Origin of the sequence: Nitrospira sp. BLG_1 (assembly GCF_047338595.1) — a bacterium.
Taxonomy (GTDB): Bacteria; Nitrospirota; Nitrospiria; order Nitrospirales; family Nitrospiraceae; genus Nitrospira_D.
Genome location: NZ_JBLFBO010000017.1, coordinates 1 through 25,078 on the forward strand (window position 1 = coordinate 1; position 25,078 = coordinate 25,078).

Annotated in this window: 20 protein-coding genes; 13 read left to right on the forward strand and 7 right to left on the reverse strand. The window is 56.0% G+C overall.

Translation table 11 applies throughout. From position 1 onward, the window contains the following. Nucleotides 1-49: 49 nt before the first annotated feature. The gene (locus ACMTNU_RS13185; protein WP_413935721.1) at nt 50-445 is read right to left on the reverse strand and encodes a hypothetical protein; all 396 of its coding nucleotides are present in this window, start codon (nt 443-445) and stop codon (nt 50-52) included. 273 nt (nt 446-718) lie between these two features. Here ACMTNU_RS13185 and ACMTNU_RS13190 point away from each other — a divergent pair, with 273 nt between their 5' ends. The 4 genes from ACMTNU_RS13190 to ACMTNU_RS13205 all read left to right on the forward strand — a co-directional run bounded on the left by ACMTNU_RS13190 (nt 719) and on the right by ACMTNU_RS13205 (nt 5,643). Continuing rightward, nucleotides 719-1,555: a hypothetical protein gene (locus ACMTNU_RS13190; RefSeq protein ID WP_413935722.1), complete on the forward strand. Its 837-nt coding sequence runs from the start codon at nt 719-721 to the stop codon at nt 1,553-1,555. Between the two features lie 66 nt (nt 1,556-1,621). Continuing rightward, complete coding sequence (glgP, locus tag ACMTNU_RS13195) at nt 1,622-3,769, forward strand: alpha-glucan family phosphorylase (protein ID WP_413935723.1); 2,148 nt, start codon at nt 1,622-1,624, stop codon at nt 3,767-3,769. Beyond that, entirely contained in the window at nt 3,763-5,175 is a 1,413-nt protein-coding gene (locus ACMTNU_RS13200; protein ID WP_413935724.1) for a HEAT repeat domain-containing protein, read from the forward strand. The genes glgP and ACMTNU_RS13200 overlap by 7 nt, the downstream gene beginning before the upstream one ends. 12 nt (nt 5,176-5,187) lie before the next feature. Then, nucleotides 5,188-5,643 carry a hypothetical protein gene (locus ACMTNU_RS13205; protein WP_413935725.1) on the forward strand — a complete coding sequence of 152 codons (456 nt, stop codon included), beginning with the start codon at nt 5,188-5,190 and terminating at the stop codon, nt 5,641-5,643. 1 nt (nt 5,644) lies between these two features. On the opposite strand, the gene ACMTNU_RS13210 is transcribed toward ACMTNU_RS13205, so the two are convergent. The 3 genes from ACMTNU_RS13210 to ACMTNU_RS13220 all read right to left on the reverse strand — a co-directional run bounded on the left by ACMTNU_RS13210 (nt 5,645) and on the right by ACMTNU_RS13220 (nt 7,601). Next, nucleotides 5,645-6,475 carry a HEAT repeat domain-containing protein gene (locus ACMTNU_RS13210; protein WP_413935726.1) on the reverse strand — a complete coding sequence of 277 codons (831 nt, stop codon included), beginning with the start codon at nt 6,473-6,475 and terminating at the stop codon, nt 5,645-5,647. A gap of 40 nt (nt 6,476-6,515) precedes the next feature. Beyond that, the gene (locus tag ACMTNU_RS13215) at nt 6,516-6,725 is read right to left on the reverse strand and encodes a hypothetical protein (RefSeq protein ID WP_413935727.1); all 210 of its coding nucleotides are present in this window, start codon (nt 6,723-6,725) and stop codon (nt 6,516-6,518) included. A 240-nt stretch (nt 6,726-6,965) separates the two neighbouring features. Next, nucleotides 6,966-7,601, reverse strand: a complete 636-nt coding sequence (locus ACMTNU_RS13220) for a septal ring lytic transglycosylase RlpA family protein (RefSeq protein WP_413935728.1) — start codon at nt 7,599-7,601, stop codon at nt 6,966-6,968. A 470-nt stretch (nt 7,602-8,071) separates the two neighbouring features. On the opposite strand from ACMTNU_RS13220, the gene ACMTNU_RS13225 reads away from it, so the two are divergent. From ACMTNU_RS13225 to ACMTNU_RS13265, 9 genes are all read left to right on the forward strand, one after another. Next, nucleotides 8,072-9,058, forward strand: a complete 987-nt coding sequence (locus tag ACMTNU_RS13225) for an ABC transporter ATP-binding protein (protein WP_413935729.1) — start codon at nt 8,072-8,074, stop codon at nt 9,056-9,058. A gap of 7 nt (nt 9,059-9,065) precedes the next feature. Continuing rightward, nucleotides 9,066-9,836 (forward strand): ABC transporter permease, encoded by a 771-nt coding sequence (locus tag ACMTNU_RS13230; protein WP_413935730.1) that lies wholly within the window; start codon nt 9,066-9,068, stop codon nt 9,834-9,836. Beyond that, complete coding sequence (locus ACMTNU_RS13235; protein WP_413935731.1) at nt 9,833-11,356, forward strand: GldG family protein; 1,524 nt, start codon at nt 9,833-9,835, stop codon at nt 11,354-11,356. The genes ACMTNU_RS13230 and ACMTNU_RS13235 overlap by 4 nt, the downstream gene beginning before the upstream one ends. Nucleotides 11,357-11,519: 163 nt before the next feature. After that, nucleotides 11,520-12,875, forward strand: a complete 1,356-nt coding sequence (locus tag ACMTNU_RS13240) for a DUF4340 domain-containing protein (RefSeq protein WP_413935732.1) — start codon at nt 11,520-11,522, stop codon at nt 12,873-12,875. A 226-nt stretch (nt 12,876-13,101) separates the two neighbouring features. Beyond that, complete coding sequence (locus ACMTNU_RS13245) at nt 13,102-15,720, forward strand: cadherin-like beta sandwich domain-containing protein (protein ID WP_413935733.1); 2,619 nt, start codon at nt 13,102-13,104, stop codon at nt 15,718-15,720. A gap of 506 nt (nt 15,721-16,226) precedes the next feature. After that, complete coding sequence (locus ACMTNU_RS13250; RefSeq protein WP_413935734.1) at nt 16,227-17,897, forward strand: cadherin-like beta sandwich domain-containing protein; 1,671 nt, start codon at nt 16,227-16,229, stop codon at nt 17,895-17,897. Nucleotides 17,898-18,179: 282 nt separating this feature from the next. Continuing rightward, the gene (locus ACMTNU_RS13255) at nt 18,180-19,187 is read left to right on the forward strand and encodes a cadherin-like beta sandwich domain-containing protein (RefSeq protein WP_413935735.1); all 1,008 of its coding nucleotides are present in this window, start codon (nt 18,180-18,182) and stop codon (nt 19,185-19,187) included. A 299-nt stretch (nt 19,188-19,486) separates the two neighbouring features. Continuing rightward, on the forward strand, nt 19,487-21,085 hold the full coding sequence (locus ACMTNU_RS13260) for a cadherin-like beta sandwich domain-containing protein (RefSeq protein ID WP_413935736.1): 1,599 nt from the start codon (nt 19,487-19,489) through the stop codon (nt 21,083-21,085). Between the two features lie 206 nt (nt 21,086-21,291). Then, nucleotides 21,292-22,347 carry a cadherin-like beta sandwich domain-containing protein gene (locus ACMTNU_RS13265; protein ID WP_413935737.1) on the forward strand — a complete coding sequence of 352 codons (1,056 nt, stop codon included), beginning with the start codon at nt 21,292-21,294 and terminating at the stop codon, nt 22,345-22,347. A gap of 160 nt (nt 22,348-22,507) precedes the next feature. Here the strand turns inward: ACMTNU_RS13265 and ACMTNU_RS13270 are convergent, their stop codons facing one another. From ACMTNU_RS13270 to nrdR, 3 genes are all read right to left on the reverse strand, one after another. Then, entirely contained in the window at nt 22,508-23,179 is a 672-nt protein-coding gene (locus ACMTNU_RS13270; protein WP_413935738.1) for a response regulator, read from the reverse strand. Beyond that, the gene (locus ACMTNU_RS13275; protein ID WP_413935739.1) at nt 23,166-24,275 is read right to left on the reverse strand and encodes an ATP-binding protein; all 1,110 of its coding nucleotides are present in this window, start codon (nt 24,273-24,275) and stop codon (nt 23,166-23,168) included. Before ACMTNU_RS13275 ends, ACMTNU_RS13270 begins: the two co-directional genes overlap by 14 nt. A 308-nt stretch (nt 24,276-24,583) precedes the next feature. Then, the gene (nrdR, locus tag ACMTNU_RS13280) at nt 24,584-25,048 is read right to left on the reverse strand and encodes a transcriptional regulator NrdR (protein ID WP_413935740.1); all 465 of its coding nucleotides are present in this window, start codon (nt 25,046-25,048) and stop codon (nt 24,584-24,586) included. Nucleotides 25,049-25,078 lie beyond the last annotated feature (30 nt).

A 25,078-nucleotide genomic window follows, 5' to 3' on the forward strand; every position in this document is an offset into this window, starting at 1 on the left:
CCTCTTCAAACTGTTCCTGCACACGTTCTTTGGTTACGTTTCGCCCTAATTACCAATCGGAAATAGATGAACTAATTACCTTGTTATCATCCGTCAGCAGTAGACAACCCATAGCACTAGCGAACTTCAAGGCTGCACCCACCACCTCAATTGAAAGCGTTCTTAAATCGAAACGAGCGTATATACTACCGACAATATGATTCTCTTTGTAAAAGGTAACGCAGGTTGATCCAAGATCTCCAAGTACTTCGAGGTCCTTTGACCAAGATCGCCCAGCAGGCAGAAACATACGTAGCTGGCAGAGTTCTTCTGAAGGGAGCGTTGAATTATCCCATTCTGAAATTAGGTCACGCACCGCAGCAGAGACTGTCATACCAGGAACAATTCGGCGTGTTTCTGCTACCGCGTTTGCAATAAGATACCCCCCAAATTGCCACACTGCCATACCGCCTCCACATCTCTCACATGGTTTATTTTTCGCAAAAAGATGTCATCGTCAACAAGCTCAAAGGGATCAAATTATTAAGACCTCCAAGCACCTGATGCATACGGTACGTTATCTGACACGAACACCTTGTGATTCTTGGGCCGTTGCAGTTCAACAATCTGTTGGTAAATCGTACACCTGAACCCACAGAGAGAGAGCAACGAATTACTGAATCACCTCTTTGCTCCCCACTCATGTCTCCGTTATAATCCTTCGTTCCACGGAAGACCCATGGCTACAGCGACCACTGAATACAAAGAACGCCTTCGCCAACTGGCCGAATTGATGCTCGCCGTGTCGGGCGAATCGGTCACCATGATGAAGCGCAATGCGCCGGAGCAGGCGCTGAAGCTCAAACGCCAGGATGAGTGGGGCATCTACCTGGAATTTCTCAAGATTATGTTCAACCTCACAGACCGGCTGGTGGCCCTGCACATTCCGCTGAAGGATCAGCTGGAGTTCATGAACGGGCTGGAAGATGCGGTGACCCAACAGTTAAAGCAAGCACTGGAACCGGCCTTCGGCAACAATGCCGATCAAATGGAAATCATGATGACAATCGGCACGACGGTGGCCGAGAGTCGCCAGACTTACGAACACTACAAATTCCTGATCACCGAAGACTCCAAAACCAAGAGCGAGATGTTCCGCAATTTCGGCGAGAACGTGGCCGAGGCGCTCGGTGCGCCACGCAACGCACAGCTCAGCGCCGCCGCATCACTCTGTGCCAGCGCCGTTGTCCCGGCGCTCAGCGCCGTGCTTCAAGGACAGGCGCCTCCCTCTCAGGAGGCGCCGCAGGTCGGAGCTCCAGCCGTTGGAACGTCAACAGAGCAGAACAAGTCAACCGGCCAGGAGATCAAGCTTGTCAGCTTGATGTCGAGTGTGTCGGGAGAAGAAGTCGAAACCCGCTGGGGCCTCCACCCCCGGTTCCGAGACGACCTCACACTGTCCGAACTTCAACAACTCACCAAACTCTTGAACCGGGTCGCAAAAATTCTTGGCGAACGGTATGCCGCCGTGGCATTCTCTAAAGAGTGGGCCACGTGGCATAAGGCAGGGCACGCCTAATTCCCACCGGTCGTCGCCCATCATTCGCGCATAACGCATTGCTCGCCTTTGACCAAAGGAGTGTTTGTGGATTCTCCAAATTCGACGAAGACTGCTCTCCCCCAGAACCTGAATCGGCTCCCTGAACTGGCACGGAATCTCTGGTGGAGCTGGACCCTGGAAGCTCGCCAGCTGTTTGAAACCATCGATCCGACCCTGTGGTTCCTGACCAACCATAATCCCGTCAAACTCCTCGCCGACATTCAGTCTGACCGGCTGACGCGCCTGGCAGAGGACCCCTCGTTCCTTCGCCAATATTCGGCCGTCTTCCGCCTGTTTGATGAATATCTGGCCAATAAGAAAAGTTGGACCGGCACTCACCATGCCGACTTGGCAAAGAAGACCATCGCGTACTTCTCAGCCGAGTTTGGGCTCCACGCTTCCGTGCCGATTTATAGCGGCGGGTTAGGAATCTTGGCCGGAGACCATTGTAAAGAAGCGAGCGATCTTGGGCTGCCGTTTGTCGGCGTTGGATTCATGTACCCGCAGGGCTATTTCCGTCAGCGCATTACACCCGAGGGCTGGCAAGAAGCAGCCTACGCTCCTTTTAACCGCGATGAGTCGCCGATACATTTAGCTCAGACTCCGTCCGGTGAATCGTGCCGGTTTACCGTCGACATGGGGAACCGGCGCGTCACCGCTGCCGTGTGGAAACTGTTGGTGGGCCGAATCACGCTGTTTCTCATCGATACGGACGTGCCTGAGAACAGCCCGGAAGACCGCGCCCTCTCCGCTCGACTCTATGGCGGAGATCAAGAAATGCGGATCTGCCAGGAAATTCTGCTGGGAATCGGCGGTGTGCGCATGTTGCGTTCGCTCGGGATCTCGCCGTCCGTGTGGCATGCCAATGAAGGACACTCGGCCTTCCTGACCTTGGAGCGAGTACGTGAGTTCGTTCAGAAGGGTTCGTCTCATGCGGAAGCCTGCGAATTGGTCCGTCAGAGTACCGTCTTCACCACGCATACACCTGTCCCTGCCGGGCATGACGTCTTCCCACACCATTTGATGGATCGCTACTTTACCGGATACTGGGAACAGCTCGGTCTGTCACGTGAAGAATTTCTGCGCCTGGGTGAGACTCCCGAATCGCACGGTGGATTTAATATGACCGCATTGGTCATGCGCCTCTCCGCCCATGTCAACGGTGTCAGCCGGGAGCACGGCCGCGTGACACGCGAGATGTGGCAACACTTCTGGCCTGGATTGCCGACCGATCAGATCCCCATCCGGAGCGTCACGAACGGCATTCATGCCCCGACGTGGATCTCCCCGGAACTCCACCATCTCTACAGCAAGTCACTCAGCCCGACCTGGACACAGACCTGCGACGATCCCGCCATGTGGCAACGGGTCATGGATGTTCCTGACCATGAATTGTGGGCGGTTCGCCAAGCCATGAAACGGAAACTGATGGGCTTTATTCGCGAGCGGGCCAGAACCGGGTGGATGCATGGGCATCTCCAACCCTCACAAGTGCTCACACGCGGAACGCTCATGGACCCTGAAGCGCTGACCATTGGGTTTGCCAGACGGTTTGCAACCTACAAACGCGCCACTCTGCTCTTCCGAGACCTTGAACGGCTCAAAGTCTTGCTCCAAGACCGATGGCGGCCGGTCCAACTGATTTTCGCCGGCAAGGCCCACCCGGCCGATGAGCCGGGCCGGTATTTCATCCATGAAGTGCTGTCGTTCTGTCACGATCACAAGCTCGGTGGTCGCGTCGCATTTCTTGAAGACTACGAAATGCATATGGCAAAGTACCTCGTGCAAGGTGTCGATATTTGGTTGAACACGCCTCGCTTCCCCCTGGAGGCCAGCGGCACCAGCGGCATGAAAGCCGCCCTGAACGGCGTGTTGAACCTCAGCGTCCTGGATGGATGGTGGGTTGAAGGGTACAACGGAGCCAATGGATGGGGTATCCAACCGTTGAGCGAACAGGCGGACGCGCAGGCTCAAGACCATCACGATGGTGAACAACTTTATCGCCTGTTGGAACAGGAAGTTGTTCCACTGTTCTATCAGCGAGATCGTGACGGAATCCCTCGTGGCTGGCTGCAAATGGTGAAGGAATGTATTCGCACCACCGCGCCCCAGTTCTGCACCACGCGCATGTTGAAGGACTACGTCAGCCTGATGTACCGCGCCGCCACGGTGCGCATGCCTGCGACATGGTAATGTGGTTCGAGCGATCGAACCGGAGGCTGTTGCGCACGCGGGTTCCTCACCTGGTTACCGTTGCGATCGCGATTGTCGGACTGATCGTGTTGCTTGGTGGACTGCCTGTCGTGGCGGCCACCACAGGGGCACCGTCTCCAATTGAATCGAAGGCTGGCGTCTTCTTCAAAGCCGGTGAGTACCCGGAAGTCACAGCGCTCTACCGAAGTCTTCCACCAGATGCGACCCCTTCTAAAGAATTTCTCCGCCTCGTCTTGCAGAGCTATGTCCGCCTTGGACGAACAGACGAGGCCCTCTCCATTTATTCCAAACTGATCCAGCCGGGGCAGTCTCACGATGCTGCGCTGCTTCGCCCCTTGGCGCTCGGCATGATCACCAGCCACGTACGAGACCGCAAGGAACATATTCGGATCGCCGCGTACTCAGCCCTGGCGGAGTTGGGACTGCCGGAGACCGCAGCCATTCTGGAGGATGGATTGCTGGATTCATCCGTCGTCGTGCGGGCACGAGCCGCCGAGGCGATCGGAAAATCCGGCCTCTCGGCACAATCCGGTCCCTTGCGCCGTGCCTTGCGAGATGCAATGCCGACCGTCCGCATTGCCGCCATGACCGCCCTCGGCGAAGGAAACGCCACCGATGTTCGACAACGATTGATGGACGTGGCTCGTACTGAGGATGGCCCTGAGTCCGTTTTTGCTTCCGCAGCCTTGGTGAAATTGGGCCAGTCCGAACAGCTGGCTGAAATTACCAGTGCCGCAACGTTACCGGACGCTGAATCCAGAATGGCGGCATTGGGCGTCTTGGGGCGCCTCAAACGCCCGGCGAGCCTCGCCGTCCTTGCGCAAGCCGTCTATGATCCCGATCCATCAGTCCGTGCCTTTGCGGCCGGTGCGCTGGGGGAATTTGGATCTCCCGATGGCGCCGCCCCCCTGACACATGCTATCGGAGACGAGAGCGCGATGATTCGCGCGGTCGCGGCCGCAAGCCTCGGCAAACTGGGTATCAAGGATACCCGGCCGCTGCTCTCGGCACTGACTCGCGACCCCGATGCTCACGTCCGTGCCAATGCTGCAGAAGGACTACTTCGCCTTGGTGATACCTCAGCCATCGCCTTGGCGGCCGAGCTGGCCCGACATCCCGATCCATCCATACGTGGTACAGCAGCCCAAGCCTTGAGCGCCTCACCGGATGAGGAGCAGGCGCTCACAATATTGCAGGCGCTCCTGTCAGACCAACAGCCGCTCCCTCGGCTGTCGGCCGCCAAGGCATTGCGAAAAAGCAACGACAGAGCCATCCCTATTTTGCTACAAGGGTTACGTGACACCGATGAGGCGGTACGCATTGCGGCGGCAAACAGCCTCCTCCAGCAACTCGCCAAGCAACCGACATCAAAACGACGCCGCTAACGCAGGACCACCATGGCCAAATTTCTGACAGTTTTGTTGCTTCTAGTCGGCGCGTTCGGGGCAGGCTATTACGTTGGACAACGCCCCGTGGGCACATTACAGCAGTCCGTCTCCAACCTCCAGCAATCGTTGAAGGAGGTGTCGAAAAACGTCATGGATACCACGCTCGGAATCGAGCGCGATCTCCGTCGTCGTCAGGGACTTGTCGAAGCCAAGTCTCGTTTCGTACAGGCAAAGGTATACGTAATCGACCAAAAGCATGCCGAGGCAGCGAAGGAGCTCACGGCTGTCATCGACGCAATAGAGACCATGACAAAGGGAGCGAAGGGTGATGACGCAACCGCAGCGCTGCGCCATTTAGTCGATTCGCTGCGGGACGTTCAATTGGAACTGGCGACGGGGAAACAGGTCGCGTTCAAGAAGATGGAGGACCTGCAACAACGGATGGATCAACAGTTGAACAAATAGTTCAGGCGTTGGCAGGTTCAGAGGTCGGCTGCTTCTTCCACTTCGCTAAAATCCGCTCGACCCGCATTTTCACGACCATATCGGAGTCTTTGAGCAACGGCTTGATCGCCTCACGCCCGCGATCGTCGCCGATTGATTCCAGGGCCGCGGCTGCCGTCAATCGTGTAAACCAGTCTTTGTCACCAAGCATCTGAATGAGGGGGTCGATGGCTTCGCTACTCTTGATCCGTCCCAACGCGAGCACGGCGCATTTCCGAACGTTCTCATCCTTATCGCGAAGGGCAGGGATGAGCTTCTCGACGGAGGGCGCACCCAATGCGACCAAGGCATCGATCGCATCATCTTTAAACTCATCGTTCCGCAGCTGCAGCATCAGGGGATCCAGCACCCGCTCGTCGCGTATTTTCCCAAGGGCTGCGATGGCGTACTTGCGCACCTCCCAGTCACGGAGAAGTTTAAGCAGCGTCTCGACCGCAGGCGGTCCCACCTGGCCCATCGCTTCGATGGCAACCTCGCGAACCTGCCAATCACCGTCACGCAACGCACGGGCCAACGGTTCGACACACCGTTCGTCCCCCATTTCCCCGAGCGTGATCACGGCTTCTCTTCGGACTACCCAGTCGGGGTCGGCCAATAGATCGATCTGGATATCGATCTCGTCCTTGACCTGCTCTTCTTCAAGCGCAACCATGCCTGGGCCAGCCGTTTCCGGCTCGACGGAGGGAGACTCAGCCTGCGGACGTTCAGCGACGACCTCAGCGGCCGACTCATCTCCGGATTGCTGGCTGAGAGGATTGTTATCGAGAGAGGGGCGTTTGGTCTTCGAGTCCATAAGAATCAGTCCGTCTTTGAGACGATTTTTCCACGAGAGATTAGGCTGATGCAGAAGCGACGGCTTTGCTTCCGGCTGCCCGCTTTTTCCGCTGCACTAGGGCCCGCCGCTTCCGCTGCTCCCGTTTCAATCGTTTTTTCAACGAGCGGAGGGCGGTATCCCCTTCCGGATTACCCTGATCAGTCGTCTTTGTGGCAATTTTCTTCTTTAGTTTCACTTCATCCGACTCTTGCGCGCGCTTCTTGGCCATCGAATCATGCCTCCCCTTAATATTCACACGTATGATGGTCTTGGGCTGATAGAAAGAGTGCAGTCTAGTGGAGAGCTTTACACACTGTCAACCTGAATGGGGCGATACGAATGTTCCCGAGATGAGCCTAGATTATTAGGGGGTGCTTCCCGCAAGTTCCGCCTTTTCAATGAGCCTCTACGAGTACCCCGTTTACAAGGCAAGCAAGCGTCATCCTGAAAGGGACCCATCTCGAGGCTCTCAGGTAAGGACCAGCGAAGCAACCGGAAGCTGGATTGGGTCTACCACGGACAGCATGGCAAGGGCCCACCGATTCCTCCTGGCAATCCAGAGATCGCCGGGAAAATTTCTCGCGTGAGATGTCATCCCCTGCGACGTCCGGCCAACCGGAAGCATTCGGTCTGTCAGAACGGACGACATTGGCCCGGAAAATTGCTCTGCCAGCAGCAGCAGCTCGGGACGGCGTGCGCCGACAACCTCGATCTGCACATGTGCAACCCCTTCACGCTCCATTCCCAGAAGGACGGCCGCCCCGTGGGACAGGTCGAGAATCCGCCCCTTTTCGTAGGGCCCACGGTCGGTCACTCGCACATGAAGATGTTTGCCGTTCGACAAATTAACGACGCGGACCACACTCCCGAGCGGGATCGTCCGATGCGCAGCCGTCAGCCCTTCCATATCGAATATCTCGCCGTTCGCAGCCTGTCTTCCATGAAACTGTTCGCCGTACCAGGAGGCAACCCCGCGATCCTTGATCCCGACATCCAGTTGCACCTCCCCTTTAGGGACCCAGGAGCAGGCACCCAGGGACAGACACAGTGCCAGGGCAAAAGAACTCTTCGAGAAGAACCGATTGTGGGGAACGTCCGTGTGCATACTGGATTTACCTCCCTCTGAATGCTGACGTACTCTGATTTTCGATTGACTCAGAGTATGAAAGGTCTCCCATTTCGACAACACCGACGGGAGTATCCCTCTCCCCCCACCTCCGTATAGCTAATCCCTATTCAAAAAAGTACCTGATTGGACTATCGAACGGAGCTTCTATATAACCGAGGCACAGTATAAGTTCAACACCTTATAGTATTCGAGACAGGCGGTAAGAACAGGAGCTGTGATCCCCGTACGGCTTCAGTATGCTCGCGATTTCTGGATGGATTCCGGGAGACAGCCGTCTGCGTCGTGCGTGCTGATTCCAGTTCCGCAGCAACACCCGGCAGACTGTATTCCACCGCCATATTGACTGCATCAGGCAGAGTGAGTAAGATCCCCCGCAGTAAGAACTGTTATCCCGAGAGCAGTACTGCTCCACATTCTCCACAGCTGTTCGCACCGATATCACTTTCGTGATTGACGTTCACAACATTACAAAGCGGTACGGCCATCATACGGCTATTGATCGCGTCACCTTTTCCGTCGCCAAAGGGGAAGTGCTGGCCTTTCTCGGTCCCAACGGGGCCGGTAAGACCACGACGATGCGAATTCTGACCTGTTTTATGCCTGCAACGGAGGGCACGGCGCGCGTCGCGGGGTTCGACTGTACCGATCACCCTTTGGAGGTGAAGCGGCAGATCGGGTATCTACCGGAAACACCGCCGGTCTACCAAGAACTGACCGTCACCGAATACCTGACCTTCGTCGGACAACTCCGTGGCATGGCAGGACCAACACTCACCTCGGCACTTGACCAATCCATCGGGCGACTTGAGCTGGGTGCCGTGCGGCACCGACTGATCGGAAATCTCTCCCGTGGCTATCGGCAGCGTGTTGGATTGGCACAGGCCCTGTTGCATGATCCTCCGGTCCTCATTCTCGACGAGCCCACTGTGGGCCTCGACCCGAAACAGATCATTGAAATCCGGGAACTCATCAAGAGTTTGGCCGGTTCGCATTCCGTCATCCTCAGCACACATATCCTTCCCGAGGCGACGGCCGTCTGCCAGCGGGTGGTCATCATCAACAAGGGTCGGATTGTCGCGGAAGACACCCCTGAGCAGTTGTCGGCGCGCCTGCGTCAATCGGAAAAAGTCTCGCTGACGCTGAAATCCCGCCCAGCGGACTGTGAGTCAAAATTACAGGCAATCCCAGGCGTGCTTCAGGTACTTCCAGGACAGGGTGGAGGCACTTTTCTCATTGAATGTGAGTTAGGTCGTGACCTACGCGACGAACTTGCACGTGTCGCCGTGATGAACCAATGGGGGCTGCTCGAACTCCGGACGGTCTCTATGACATTGGAAGACGTCTTCCTCCAACTGACACGTCACGAAGACCACTCCACTGAAGCAACAGAGACCACGGTGAGCATGGCCCCCTCGGAAAGCATGGACGGGTAGACGCCGTATGACCCCGGTACAGGCCATTATTGGTAAGGAACTGCGCATCTATTTCGTCTCGCCCATTGTCTATGTGGTCGGAGCGGTCTTTCTGCTGATTTTCGGACTGCTGTCCTACCTGTACGTCGGATTCGCGGGCGCGCAGGCCATCCAATTGATGCAAATGCAAGGCGGGCCGGCGCAGATCAACCTGAACGACCTGGTCTTTCGAAACCTCTTCGCCAGCATGCGAATCGTCCTCGTGATTATCTTGCCCATATTGACCATGCGGTTGTTCGCGGAAGAGCGCAAGTTGCGAACCTTCGAGTTTTTGCTGACCTCGCCGCTGCGGGTCACAGATATCGTCGTCGGCAAGTTTGTCAGCGTGTTTGTGATCTATCTTGGGCTGGTCGGACTCACTACATTAGTCCCGACAGTCCTGATGCTCTTCAGCGACTTTGACTGGAATCCCATCTGGACCGGGTATCTCGGCATGGTACTGCTGGGAGCCCTGTTTCTGTCCGTCGGACTGTTCGCCTCGGCGGTCACGGAAAACCAAATCGTCGCCGCCTTCGTCAGCTTCGGCATGTTGCTCACGATTTGGTTGATCGCCGGACTGGGCAGCCTCTTCGGCGATACCACCGCGGGTCACGTCATCTCGTACGTATCCTACATGGAGCACTACGAACGCCTCGTTCGGGGACTGATCGACACAAGCGACCTGGTGTACTTCGGAAGCGGCCTTGTGCTCATGCTGTTTTTGACACATCGAGTCGTGGAATCGACACGCTGGAAATGAAACTTCAATCGTTCCCCCTCGGCATTGTAGGAATCCTGCTCGGCATCGGTGGCATGGTCGCCTACAGCCTTCGACCGGACTGGCTCTGGGCCGTGACCGTTTCCGAAGGCTTGGCGCTGGCCTGCCTGGTCTCGTTCTTTGTCCTCCATTTCGAGACCGTCAAGGCCTTCTCGGGCCGGCGCTCAACGAAGATGGGGCTCAACAGCCTTCTGATGGTCGTATTCTTCACGAGCATTCTGGTGATCGTGAACTTTCTGGCAGCCCGGCATTCTGTCCGGTGGGATCTCTCGGAGAACCAGAACTATACCCTCGCACCCCAAACCTACCGGGTGCTTCGGACCCTCCCGCGAGACGTCAAGATCACGGTCTTCACCAGAGAAAAGGACCCTGGCTATCAATCCTTCAAAGAGCGCTTGGAGAGTTATCGGCAAGCCTCGACCAAGCTGAGCGTGGAATTCATCGATCCGGAAAAGCAACCAAAGATGGCCCAGACGTACGGCATCTTTCGGACCGACACGGCCATCTTCGAGAGCAACGGGCAAACAATCCGCGTGACCTCCCCCTCTGAAATCGAACTGACCGGCGCATTGATCCGGATCTCCAAGGACTCGAAAAAACGGATCGTCTTCGTTGAAGGCCACAGCGAGCTGAACGTCGAGGATAAAGACCGGAATGGTCTGTTTAGTGCGAAAGAGGCCTTGATTCGTCAAGGCTATGACGTTGGAACGGTCTCGCTCCTGAAGGAATCTGCCGTGCCGGATCATACGTCCGTGCTGGTCCTTGCCGGCCCACGTCGTCCCGTCATGAAAGAGGAACAAGATCGCATTCACTCGTATGTCGAGAAGGGCGGCCACCTGTTGCTGTTGGCGGATCCCGATACCCAAACGGGACTCGAGACACTGCTGGCCCGCTGGGGAGTAGGCCTGGGCCCCGGCGTCCTGGTGGATCTCCAAGATCGATTAGCGCAAGGTGACCTCACCGCGCTGCTCGTAAGAACGTTTACGGAACATGAGATCACGCAAGATCTCACCTCGGCCGTGCTGTTGCCGCTGTCACGACACATCACCTTCGATGAGCAGACCGGCACAGACTGGGACTTCGTCCCCCTCGCCAGAACGTCGCCCAACAGCTGGGCCGAAACGAATATGCAAGGCCGCGTGGTGAGCCTCAGTGAAAAAGAAGACGTCAAGGGACCACTTCCCATGGCCGCCGCCCTGTCGCCCAAGAAGGCCCCGGAGGAGGGCAAACCTCGCCCGGCCATTGTGGTGATCGGCAATTCCACCTTCGCCTCCAACGCCTTCTTTAATTTCCCGGGCAACAGCGACTTTTTCCTCCATACGACCGGATGGTTGGCCGAGGAGCGGGACTTGATCTCCATCGCCCCGAGAGAGCCGGCGTTGCACCCCTTTACGCCCAATCCCACGCAGGAGCGCGCACTGATTTACATCCAGGTTGTTTTGCTGCCGCTCATGACCTTCCTGACCGGTCTCATCGTGTGGAGAAAACGGCGACGCTTGTAAGAGGCATAAGCATGCACGACATGTTCGTCATCTGTCATTCGTCTTCCGGCAAACGTGAGGAGTACAGAGCCGATTCCCCTCGATTCACTTGTCACCTTTCACGTTTCACCTTTCACGCTTCACCCTTCACGCTCTGACCATGCGTTACTGGCCCACAGTGCTCATGTTGATGATTCTGGCTGGACTGGGTGGCTATCTCTACCTGATCGAGTTTCCCGCCAAACAACAGGAAGACAAACAGGAGACGGCACAGAAACAACTCTTACCGTTTCCGGAAACCGCCATCACGGGCCTCTCCATCACCACCGCTCAAGGCCCGGTTGAGCTCAAGCTGACCGAACCGGCGAAGTGGTCCATTGTCGCTCCGCTTCGGACCGAAGCCGATACACGCGAGGTCCAAGCCCTCATTCGCGCGCTGGTTACCGGAACCGTCACCAGAACCCTGGACGACCAAACCACACAGCTGATCGCATTTGGCCTCGAACCGCCGGTCACCACCCTCACCGTGACAGCCGGCACGCGACAGGAGACCATCGCCATCGGCAACAGCGGGCCCCTGTCCAATACCCTCTATGTGCTGCGGGGATCGGATCATCGCATCCTCTTAACCAGTCTGGCGCCGAAGGATTTTGTCAATAAGTCCTTGATGACCTTTCGGCGGAAGGAGCTGTTGAAGTTCGTGCAGAACGACATCGAACGGGTTCGCTTGACCTATCCGACGACCGAAATCGTGATCTACAACATGGCGAAGGATAAGCCCAAACCTTCGTGGAAGATCCGGTATCCGATCGAAGCCGAAGCGGATCAAAACGAAGTGCGGTCTTTGATGTTTCGCCTGGAAGACCTGAAGGCGCTCGGCATCATTGATCCAGGCCCTGAACGAGATACCATTGCCAAGAGCTTGACGACACCGAAAGTGAAAGTCACCCTGCATACCGCCGCCGGAGACCAATCGGTTCGGCTCTATCAACCGGACCCGCAGAAGGGCGAAGCCATCGCAGAAACCGCACCGGACGCACCGCTCTATCGTATCAACCCGGGACTGATCAAGGACCTGACGAAGGACCTCTTCATTCTTCAAGACAAACGACTCTTCGGCCTCGACTATACGGATGTGGCCATGCTGTCGGTCAAAACCAGAGATCAGGAGTACGTGTTGATCAACCAAAGCGGTGAGTGGATCCTGGAAGACCAGCCCACGGAGAAAGTCAGCCAAGAGGTGGCAGACCTCTTCGTCAGTCGGGTGGCCAATCTACCGGCGGAAGAACGGGTCATGAAACAATCCGCACCGCTCGCCCCCTATGGGCTCCTGTCGCCGGCCGCAGAGTTTGTCGCGACGGCAAAGGACGGCAAGGCCACAGGCAAACTGACATTGGGTAGCCAAGCGGGGAATCTCCTCTACGCAACCGGCCAACGAATTCCCGGGTTGTTTCAAGTGCGCCCGGATCTCCTGACTCAGATCCCATCGAAAACCGAACTCCTCGGGAAAGCGCCGAGCGCGGCACCGTCAAAACGTTAATGCGATTACGACATATTCGTTATCCTATTTAGGTACTTGGCTCAGGTACTTGACCTGACTAGTACAATTCCGCTATAGGTTCAATCCGTACCCATCGGGACATCGAAACGGTACTCAACCAAGGCCGGACGGTCTCGTCATCCCGAAACGCGAACGCGTGGGTTCACAACACGTGACCAACTACATCCTGAACGATCTGCCCCAACAGAAAGTGAGCGGTTCCACCATGAAGCATCCACACATCCGTACCGGACGATCTCTCGTTGGACTGACCCTGATCCTCTTCGGGCTGAGCGCCTACGGCTGTGGGGACTCCGCAACCGTGACCGAGCCGGCGTCACTCGGAAACCTGTCGGTCTCCGAAGGAACATTGACGCCCAGGTTTAGCCCTGACACAACAAGTTACACGGTCCAGCTCTCCACCGATGTCTCAACTACTACCATCACGGCCACTCCTCGAGTCGCTGGAGACACAATACGGATCAACAACCAGCCTGTATCAAGTCAGGCCATCACGCTCGACTCACCAGGGGCAGAGGAATCTGTCAATATCGTTGTCACAGAAACAGGCACAGGTGGCACGTCGAGATCATACACGGTCCGAGTCAAACGAGCGCCCCTGGCTGGAGATAATTCCTTAATAAACTTGACTGTTACACCAGGAGCGCTCGCTCCCCCATTCGACAAGAACTTACTTAACTATACGGTCAGTGTAGACAATAACATCGGACGCATCACGGTCACCCCCACACTGTCAGACCCCTTGGCGACCATGACCGTGAATGGGCAAGCGGCAGGATCTGGTCAACCCCACCCGGTTGATCTCAAGGGTGGTGGTCAAGTCACACCAGTCACGATCACCGTTACGGCACAGAATGGAAGCACGAAATCCTACGAAGTTACCGTGAGCCGGGGAGCGTCAAGAAACAACAACTTGTCAGGACTGACCGTCTCCTCCGGGAGCTTAGACCCTTCGTTCAGGGCAGATCGCACCGCCTATACCGTGAATGTGGGCAGTGGTGTATCCAGCGTCACAGTGAGACCAACCCTGGCAGATACCTCGGCAACCATGACCGTCAATGGGCAAACCACCACCTCCGCCCAATCACAGACCTTTCAGTTAAACAACCCTGGTTCGCCTACCATCATCACCATCATTGTCATCGCCCAAGATGGGTCACCCAAAGCATATTCGGTAGCTATCAATCGGGCCGGGAACAACAATCTGTCAGCATTGACCGTCTCCTCCGGGAGCTTAGACCCTTCGTTCAGGGCAGATCGCACCGCCTATACCGTGAATGTGGGCAGTGGTGTATCCAGCGTCACAGTGAGACCAACCCTGGCAGATACCTCGGCAACCATGACCGTCAATGGGCAAGCCGCTACCTCCGGCCAATCTCAAACCATTGGGTTAAACAACCCTGGCTTACCTAGCACCGTCACCATTATCGTATTCGCCTCAAATCAAGCCCCCAAGCAATATACGGTGACCATCAATCGGGCCGCCCTCTCGGGCAATAACAACCTATCGGCGTTGACCGTGTCGCCGGGCACCCTAAGCCCCACGTTCAGTGCAAGCACTTCCTCTTACACCGTGAATGTTGGGAGCACCGTCACGAGCGTGACCGTGACCGCCAGGCTTCAGGATACGAATGCCACGATGACGATCGAGGGACAGGGCACCAACTCGGGCCAAAGTCGCTCCATCAGTCTGGGCGAGGCGGGAACGAACACAGTCATCGACATCCTCGTAACTGCTCCGAATGGGACCCCAAAGGCCTACACCGTCACGGTGAACAAAGCCGCCCTCTCGGGCAACAACAACCTATCGGCATTGACCGTGTCGCCAGGAACCTTAGATCCTTCATTCAGGGCAGATCGCACCGCCTACACCGTGAATGTTGGGAGCACCGTCACAAGCGTGACCGTGACCGCCAGGCTTCAGGATACGAATGCCACGATGACGATCGAGGGACAGGGCACCAACTCGGGCCAAAGTCGCTCCATCAGTCTGGGCGAGGCGGGAACGAACACAGTCATCGACATCCTCGTAACTGCTCCGAATGGGACCGCAAAGGCCCACACCCTCACGGTGAACAAAGCCGCTCTCGGTGCAAACAATAATCTATCAGCATTAACTGTCTCACCAGGCACATTCGACTCGCCCTTCAACGCGAACGATCTCAGCTATATAGTAACTGTGGATAGTGCTGTCGGTAACGTCACTGTTTCCGCAACCAAAGCCGATTCAAATGCCACGATGGCGCTAGGCAGTGTAACCGTCCCACCGGGTACTGCGTCAGGGCAAGCGAATTTCCCGCTGAATGGTGCAGGAGGGGAAAATACAGCGATATCGGTCACCGTGACTGCTCAGAATGGAGTTGCCATCAACACCTACACCATCTCCGTGTTCCGTCCGGCCACGCCCACCCCACCGGCGAAACCGGCAATCGCCCCGGACCTACTGACAGCGGATGACTCCTGTCCGCTTAGGACTGATCTTACGGGCCCTCCGACCGGCACTAATGCGGACTGCGCCGTAGACGATCAAGGTATACCGTTTGGCACCAGAGACGACAACTTCACCACCGTCACAACGCCAAGATTCACAATACCCCAGCCTGCATCGGGACACACACCAAACCTTTACGTGGATGGGAACAAGGTTGGCTCTAATTTTAATGCGGCGAATAACACCCTCCAACCAACAACACCGCTGAGTGGGAATAACAATGGAATCCCGCACTCGATTACCAGCACCGTAACCAATACGGCGACGAACCTTGAGTCCCAGCAGAGTGACCCTTTGCCCGTAACTATCAGCACGGGGCAAACCGGAACATAGTTCCGGCCATCAAATACGACTTTGATGTAACGCGCACTTAGGCCTGTCGCACATTATTGAGGTCATCCCCGGTGCCACCAGAGGGTGGCCAATACTAGGGTGAGCATTTCGGCAGCCAGGCTCGCCCTGAATGTCGTAATGTCGGTCTGACGTCGCTACTAAGACAGATATTGCGACGGCGTTATATGCCGTTCTGCTGAACAGCCCAGTACCCGCAACATCATGCCGTTCATCTCATCAGCCTCGGTTGATACTGTAGAGACTCCCTCCATCACTCCGAACCACTAACGTGAGTCAGTTTCTTAGCTACATACGCTGAACCTCCTCCACATGTTGTTCGATCCCCTCTGTTATCCTGACCAGATCCCGCCTTCGCCCGGAGCTCCCTTACCTTTGTAGGCCTAGACCGTTTTCCCATCCTCTCCTAGCATCAGGACTCTGTTGTTCGGGATGGGCAAGACCCAAGACGCTACGAATTCCTGTACCAAAAAATAACCGGGACCATTATGAAACACCTGTTGACCTTCACCAAGACCTATTGGGCCATCATCCTGGTCGCTGCAATCAGCATCGGGAATTACGGATGTTCGGACAGCGCCTCGATTTCAGAAACCACCGTAGAAGTACCCCTCTCCAGCTTGACGGTAACCCCAGGATCGCTGCAGCCCGTGTTTTCAAGCAACACCACCAGCTACAGAGTCGATGCCCCGACAGGCGCTGCAACGGTCACCGTGGTCGCCACCCCAAAAAGCAGTACAACACTCGTCACTATTGATGGCACGGTCACCACGCAACGCTCCATATCACTTGGCCCTCCAGGATCGAGCAAGATAATCCCTATTCTCTTAGAGTCACAGAATGGGTTGGAAACCACCTATACCGTCACGGTCACAAGACTCTTATCGAGCGATAACAATCTCTCGGCATTGAGCGTCAAAGTAAATAACGCGATTCAACCCTTGGTTCCTGGCTTTGATGCGAACACCCTGGCCTACACAGTAGACGTTCAGACCAACGTCACCTCCGTGAACGTCACTGCCACCAAATCAGACCCAAATGCCGCGATGCTGATCGGGTCTACCACTGTTCCGGCAGGAACAAATCCAGGACAAGTGCCCATCACACTCGGCTCTCCCGGGACAATCACACCGGTGACAATCGAAGTTACCGCCCCCAATGGCAGCAAGAAGACCTATACCTTATCCATAAAGCGACTCGCAGGAGATACCAATCTGTCAGCGTTGAACGTCTCAGTCGGTACCTTGAATCCTGTCTTCACCGCAGGCACGACATTCTACACAGTAGACGTGCCCACCAATGTCACCAGTGTGGCTGTCTCGGCAACGAAATCCGATCCGAATGCCGTGATGGCAATCGCGAGCGTCACCGTCCCAGCAGGAACAGCCTCCGGTTCCGCAACAAATCTTCCCCTCGGCGCGCCAGGCTCAGACACGCCGATATCAGTCCTTGTCACTGCACAGAATGGGATTGACAGTAAAACCTACACCGTCACGATTCATCGCGCGTCATCGGACGACAGCAACCTGTCGGCATTGATCGTGACCGCAAACTCCTTGGCTCATCCTATTGATCTCAACACCCCACCGCCCTACACGGTCAATGTGGCCACGAATGTGACCAGCGTGGATGTCTCGGCAACGAAATCCGATCCAAATGCCGTGATGGCAATTGGGAGCGTCACCATCCCGGCAGGAACGGCTTCCGGTTCTGCGTCCAATCTCCCGCTAGGAGGGCCAGGCTCAGACACGCCGATATCAGTCCTTGTCACTGCACAGAATGGGATTGACAGTAAAACCTACACCGTCACGATTCATCGCGCGTCATCAGATGACAGCAATCTACTCGCATTGAGTGTGGCAGCGAATGCTGTACTTCTTACCTTAACTCCAGCTTTTGATCAGAACCACTTGGACTACACAGTAGAAGTACCATTTGGCATCTTCGAGGTGACCGTCACTGCGACTAAGTCCGATCCTAATGCCATCCTCTCTGGCTCGGTCCCCGACCCTGGAACAGGAGTCGCAACTGGCCAAGCAACCGTTTCTTATATATTCCTCCCCCCCCCACAGATATCGGTTATTGTGACCGCACAAAACACAACGACCATCAAGACCTACACCATTACCGTGAGCCAAGCACCTCCTCTAGCTCCCTAGTACATTAGGTCGTTCGCCGAGGCCTTTCTGTCACCGGATAGGCCTCTTGCGACATACCATCCTTACACAGACCTACTTCCCATAACCGGTCACCCACCGCTTCTTAATCTGAAGCGTTGCCCTAATCAGTTAGGAACGCCGCTTCTCTCACTCGGCTGATCCATACACAAGTAGGGATAGACCGATCAGGAAACCCTTCCGTAAGATCTGCACCTCCGTTTTGGTTCATACGGGTGGCTGGGCCCAACAGGATTTCCAGCAAGCGAATGTGGTGGGTCCATCATGAAACACCTTTTCACCATGCCTGCACAGTACCTTGCCCTCGCGCTTCTTGTCGGGACCATCGGGTTTGGCACCGCTGGCTGTACGGACACAGGGTCGATTGATCCTGGCCCGCAACTAGCCGGCCTTTCAGTTTCCGGCGCGTCACTCCAACCGCCCTTCACCAGCGACACGACCGACTACACGGTTGATCTGTCCGGCACCCAGCAAGATGTCACCATTTCAGCAACGAAGTCTGAACCGAATGACGTCTTGTCTGGTGGGATCACCGCTCCGGCAGGACAAGTCACTGGTCAGGCCACGGTTCAAGCCCCCGGGCCTGGATCAACGAAGGACGTCTCCTTGACCGTCTCATCCTCCGATGGAAGGGCGAAGATCTACACGATAACCCTGCGGGCGATCACCCTTGCCGGGGACAACACCCTGAAGAGTTTGACTGTCTCGCCGGGCACCTTAGCTCCCGTCTTTTCTGCCGCCACTCAAAACTATACGGTGAATGTGGCCAACACCGTCACTGAGGTGACCGTCGTGGCCACCAAATCTGACCCCAATGCCGTGATCTCGGGTGATGGGCCTAACGAAGGGCGTGCGACGCTCACACTGGACGGGCCCGGAACCACCAAGGTTGTCTCGTTGACCGTGACCGCACCGAATGGAACCTCAAGGAGCTATACCATCGCCGTCACACGTGCGAGACCCTCGAGCGACGATGCGCTCGCCGACTTGACGGTCACTCCTGGCTCCTTGGATCCTGCGTTCTCTTCAGATACCGTGAGCTACCGGGTGACCGTGGCCAGTGACGTGGAACGTGTGACTATCTCCGCAACGAAATCCGATCCCAATGCCGTGCTGTCCGCACTTGGTTCCATCATCGCAGCGGCAGGGACACAGACAGGACAAATCTCCGTCCCTCTAACGGGAAGACGCACCGAGATGGATCTGACGGTCACCGCACAGGACGGTGCGACGACACGCTCATACGCCATCTTCATCCGGTCTCGTCGATAGACTGTGGACTCAGCTTCACCCTGACGCAGACATATTTCTGCCGCCATGTACTCATGAACAGCGGTTTCTCTGAATCACTGTCCTGACACTCTCACACATCGCGCCCATCATCCCTCCTCACTTCGTCGGTTGACCCGACCGGTCAGATCCGCTATATCAAATATCAGTCGCTGCTCGATTTGCGGACATCGTGAGAACCGATCTGAACCCTCTGTGACATTTCCTCGCTGACGGTTTGGACTCAGTAGACCAGATGCACCAGTTCCGGCGTGCAACACGAGACCATCTGCGATATTGCCATGAAACGCTTTTTGATCATCACAAGAGCCGATTGGGTTGCCCTTTGCCTCGTCGTGCTCTGTGTGACTCTCTACGGTTGTAAGGACTCGGCGTCCGTTTCAGATCGGCCCAATGTCCCACTGGCCAGCCTCGACGTGACGCCGGCCACCCTTCAACCGGCCTTTTCCAGCGATACCACCAGCTATGCGGCTGAGGCTCCGACGGCCGCTACCAGTATCACGGTCACAGCGACCCCCCAGGACAGCACAGTAACGGTATCGATCGACGGAACTGTCACCACACAGCGTTCCATCGCCCTCGACCAACCAGGATCGACCAAAACCATCTCTATCGTGTTGACAACACAGACCGGTACGGACAGCACCTATACAGTCCGTGTGACACGACTGCTCTCAGGTGATAATAATCTGAAGACCTTGACCGTCACGCCAGATCCCGTGAGTCCCTCCTTTACGTCCGACCGTTTAACTTACACTGTGGATGTGGCCACCAACATCTCCGCTGTCACCATTGCCGCAACCAAGTCTGATCCTGATGCCGTACTATCGGGTGATGTGTCCGATGAAGGACGCGCGACCATCCAACTCGATGGACCGGGGACACAAAGAATAGTTTCGATCACCGTCACCGCTCCGAATCAAGCCCGCAAAACCTATCGCATCACGATCCGTCGTGCGGCATCCAGCAACAACAACCTGTCGGCCTTGCGCGTGCAAGTCGGCACTGCTGATCAAACCTTATCTCCTGGCTTTTCCTCTGGCGAGACCAACTACAGGGTGGATGTGGGGACCAAGGTTACCAGTGTCACCGTCACAGCAACCAAGGCCGATCCCCTTGCGGTGATTTCCGGTGGCGTCCCCAATGAAGGACGGGCCACCATCCAACTGGATGGACCGGGGACAGAAAAGGATGTCTCCATTCATGTGGCCGCTCAAGACGGCAATGTAAAAACCTACACCATCACGATCAAACGAGCCGCTCCATCGAGCAATAACAACTTGTCGGCTCTCAGTGTGACATCCGGGACTCTGAGTCCCGCCTTCACTGCTGATCATCTGGCCTATGCCCTGGATGTGCCGACCAACGTCGACAGCGTAGATGTGTCCGCGACCAAAGCTGACCCAGACGCTGTGATATCCGGCTCGTTGTCCGCCGGGACTGGCCAAGCAAGCGGTCACGCATCGATTCCACTCGGCACGCCGGGGAGCACCACAGCGGTGTCCATCATCGTCAGAGCACCGGATGGAACCTCCAAACCTTACTCCGTCACCATTAACCGGCGTGCATCCAGCGACAGCACGCTGTCAGCCTTGAGTGTAAGTGCCGGCACATTGGATCCTCCCTTCGCCCCTAATATCGTGGACTATACGGTGAAGATCGGCCTCCTCACCGGCAGCGTCATCATCACAGCGACCAAGACCGATCCGAACGCCATCATGTCTTCCCTAGGCTCAGTCATCGCTGCAGCTGGGACACCCATCGGTCAGGTGACGGTCTCTCCGGTCTTGGGGGCTGGGACAACGGTAGATCTGACTCTGATCGCCCAAGACGGGATCAACAGAACGACGTATAAGATTACTGTGACTCGAGGACTCTAGAAACTAACAGCCACCGGTGAGACCGCCATATCCCTTGATCCTATCGATTGACCAGACCGAGCGGATTCGCTATAGGTGTCATATGTCGGTACGACGTTCTCGATCTTGGAATGCAGGCCTGAAATCAGCTGTACGCATCAGCGCCACGTGCGATGTTTACCAGATCAGATACAAACCAGCCTCCCTGGTACTGAGAAAGTGACCATATGTCCATGAAACACCTGCTCGTTGCTGCGAGCCACCGCATCGCCGCTGTCTGTCTCATCACTCTCTGCTTCATCGCCTCTGGCTGCAGAGACAGTGCATCACTTTCAGAGCAGACAGCAGAAGTTCCCCTTACCGGCTTGACGATCACCCCCTCCGGTGCGCTTCAACCGGCATTTTCCAGCAATACCACCAGCTATACCGCCACCGTGGCCACCGCCGTGACCAGTGTGACGGTGACGGCCAATCCCAAAAGCACGACGACCACGATCATCATCAACGGGACAATCACCCCTGCAGGGCAAGGCCACCCTGTCTCACTCGGCCAGCCGGGGTCGACCACACTCATTGAAGTGGTCGCATCCTCACAAAACGGACTGGAGAGCAGGTATACCATCACGGTCACACGGCGCCTCTCGGGTGATAACCACCTCTCGGATTTGAACGTGACAACAAGTTCTGTGCCACAGCCATTGTCGCCGGGATTTGATGCCAATGTTCTGAACTATACGGTGAACGTGGCAACCACCGTTGGACAAGTCACGATCACCGCCACCAAGTCCGACCAGAGTGCCACGATGCTGATGAGTTCAGCGGCGAACTCCGTCAGCATTGGGCCAGGGATCAATCCCGGGCAATTACCGGTCACGCTTGGTAATCCGGGGACAACCACCTCTGTATCGATTACTGTCACCGCACCTAGTGGAGCCGCGGCGACCTACTCCATCACCATCAACCGCCTCTTCTCTAACGACAGTCTTCTGTCTGCGTTACAGGTCAATGCGGGTTCTCTGGATCCACCCTTTGCACCCGACACAGAGAACTATACCGTGAAGGTAGGCCTGCTCGTGGGCGGTATCACAATCACGGCGACAAAGTCTGATCCCAATGCCACAGTGTCGGCGTTGGGATCAGTCATGGCCACGGCAGGAACCCCAACCGGCCAGGTGACCATCTCGCCGGGGCTGGGACCAAATCCACCGGTTGGAATAACTGTTATCGCGCAAGACGGAGTGAACAGCACGACGTACAACGTCACTGTTATTCGAGGGCTCTAGCAGGTCATCTCGCCCATGAAACGTTTGGTTTCTTTCCTGGCTTAGAGCCTGTCTCCAATCTTGATTGCGGCGCATGCTATCCGCTCGCAACTCTCATTGAAAGCGCAACATGCCGCCGAACAAAAGGCGGGTAAGCAATCGATCTGTCCGCAGAAGAGATCTATCGCTTTGGGTCCAATTCGATCAGGCCTTTGCGGATGGCAAGAATGGCGGCCTGTGTGCGGTCGTAGACTTGTAGCTTGTGAAAAATATTCCTCACGTGATTCTTGACCGTCTTTTCACTGAGGTCCAAGCTGTTGGCGATTTCTTTATTGGTCTTTCCGTCGGCAACCAATCGCAACACGGTAATTTCCCGTTCCGTCAAGTCATGTTCGGCCCATGCCGGCTTTTTCCCTTTTTTCTGCGCCATGAGCGAAAACTCCGCCAGGATTTTGCTGGCGACCGACGGGTGGATCAGCGACTCACCGCGATAGATCGCGCGAATGGCGGCCACAATCTGCGACGATTCCGAATCTTTCAGGAGGTATCCCGTTGCGCCGGCACGGACCAGGTCGAAGATATATTGCTGCTCTTCATACATGGTCAACGCGACCACGCCAATATGCGGGAACTCACGCTTGATCTGTCTGGTCGCCTCAACGCCGCCCATCCTCGGCATACTGACGTCCATCAGGATCACGTCCGGAAGCAAGGCGCGCGCTTTCTCCACCGCTTCCATTCCATCCTGCGCCTCACCAAGAACATGAATATCTTCTTTCGTCTTGAGAATAGCAGCCAACCCTTCTCGGACGACCCGATGGTCGTCGGCGATGAGGACCTTAATCTTTTCCATGCTGTTGTTCCTCCTTCTGGCCCAAGGGCACTTCAACGATAATCCTCGTGCCTTTCCCTGGTTTGGATTCGACTCGCCCCTCCCCTCCGACCAACCGCGATCGCTCTAAGATACCTTTAATCCCAAAATGGTCCCACTTTTCAGGGTCGCGCAGGACGGTTTCCATATCGAACCCGATTCCATTATCGGTGATCGTCACCCGCAAGAGATCGATATCAATATCCAACTTAATCGTCACTCGGTCCGCCTTGGCATGTTTGTGAACGTTCCCCAAAGCCTCTTGAATGATGCGAAAAAGAAACATCTTCGTCCGAGGAAACAGAATCTGTTCGTCCCCGGAGAAGGTAAACTTGGTGGCGATATGAGTCTGCGTCTGATAGGACTTGAAATAGTTGGTCAGCGCCGAGATCAATTCCATCTTGTCGTAATGCAGAGGACGCAAATTGAAGATGACCTGGCGGGCTTCTTGAATCGCCAGTTTCAGCTGAGCCTTACTCTCCTTGAGCGTGGCCAAACTCGCCCGTGGATTTTTCCGTAAGAGCTGCTGACACAGATCCAGCTTGAAGTTGACCCCCGCCAGGATCTGTACGAACCCGTCATGAATCTCGCAGGCGATTCTGGTCCGTTCATCCGTCACCGCTGCGCCGGTTTCCTTCACGTACAATCGGTAGAGGGATTGATACTTGTTCAACGTTTTCTCGATCTCCGCCGTCGCGCGAATTCTGGCTCCGATCAACTCCCACATGAATTTCGCGCTGGCTCCTCCGATGACGGTAACGCCCATTCGATGAAAATCCTGGAGAAATTGCCACACGTCCGGGTCTCCCGACACGTCGATGATCAGGTCGACACGCTCCATCGTAAGCAGCTGTTGATAGTCGTGCGTGACCGGGATCTTCAACTGCTTGGCCAACGCAAGTCCCGGCGCATCTGCATTGATCTCCGCAACACCGACGATCTGAACCAACGGATCATTCGCAAAGATCTCGATCAGCGCGGTGCCTCCACGACCAGCACCGATGATGGCAACGCTGGTTGACGCGGAAGTCGATGCGTGTCGTTTCCCACGCGAAGATAGAGGTTTGATCGTAGGCATGGTGGTTCTAGCGGGTTGCAAGAAAGCAGTATAAACACTGTTCAGAGACGCGTAACTGCATGATCCTGTCTGCGATCCGCATATGCTACAGGACGTTCAACAGAGCCTTCCCGTCGGTCCGCAACCGGCAAAGAGGCGAGGTGGACTCAGCGCCGTGTCGTAAACGGCTGAGGGAGGCCTTAACTATGCAGGAGAACAGGCTCACTCTCCGGCTCGTACCCGAAGCACCCGTCTGGTCACCGTGTGAGGTGTGAAACGGCCGAGACAGAACCATCCTGAGAAGAGAACTGAGCGACAACAGTCGAAGGTCAAGGCTCACTACGTTCCTGCGCCAGGGTCTTCAACTCATCCAAGAATTGGTCGATGTCCTTGAACTCTCGATACACGGATGCAAACCGGACGTAGGCGACCTGGTCCAACTGATGCAGTTCTCGCATCACTTCTTCCCCGACGATCCGGCTTTCGATCTCCGTCTCGCCCATCTCTTGAATGTGTTTTTCAATGCGGTCGGTCACGGCCTCAATGGTACTGATACTGATCGGCCGTTTTTCACAGGCTTTTTTTAGTCCCACCAGAATCTTATTGCGATCGAACGATTCGCGCCGCCCGTCCTTTTTCACCACGACCGGGAGGATCTCTTCGACACGCTCGTAGGTGGTATAGCGGCGTTTACACCCAAGGCATTCGCGACGGCGACGGATGACCTCGCCTTCCTTGGCCATACGAGAGTCGACCACCTTGTCTTCGAGTTCATCGCAGAACGGACATTTCACCGGCGGCGACCCTGTCCTCTTGCTAGCGGC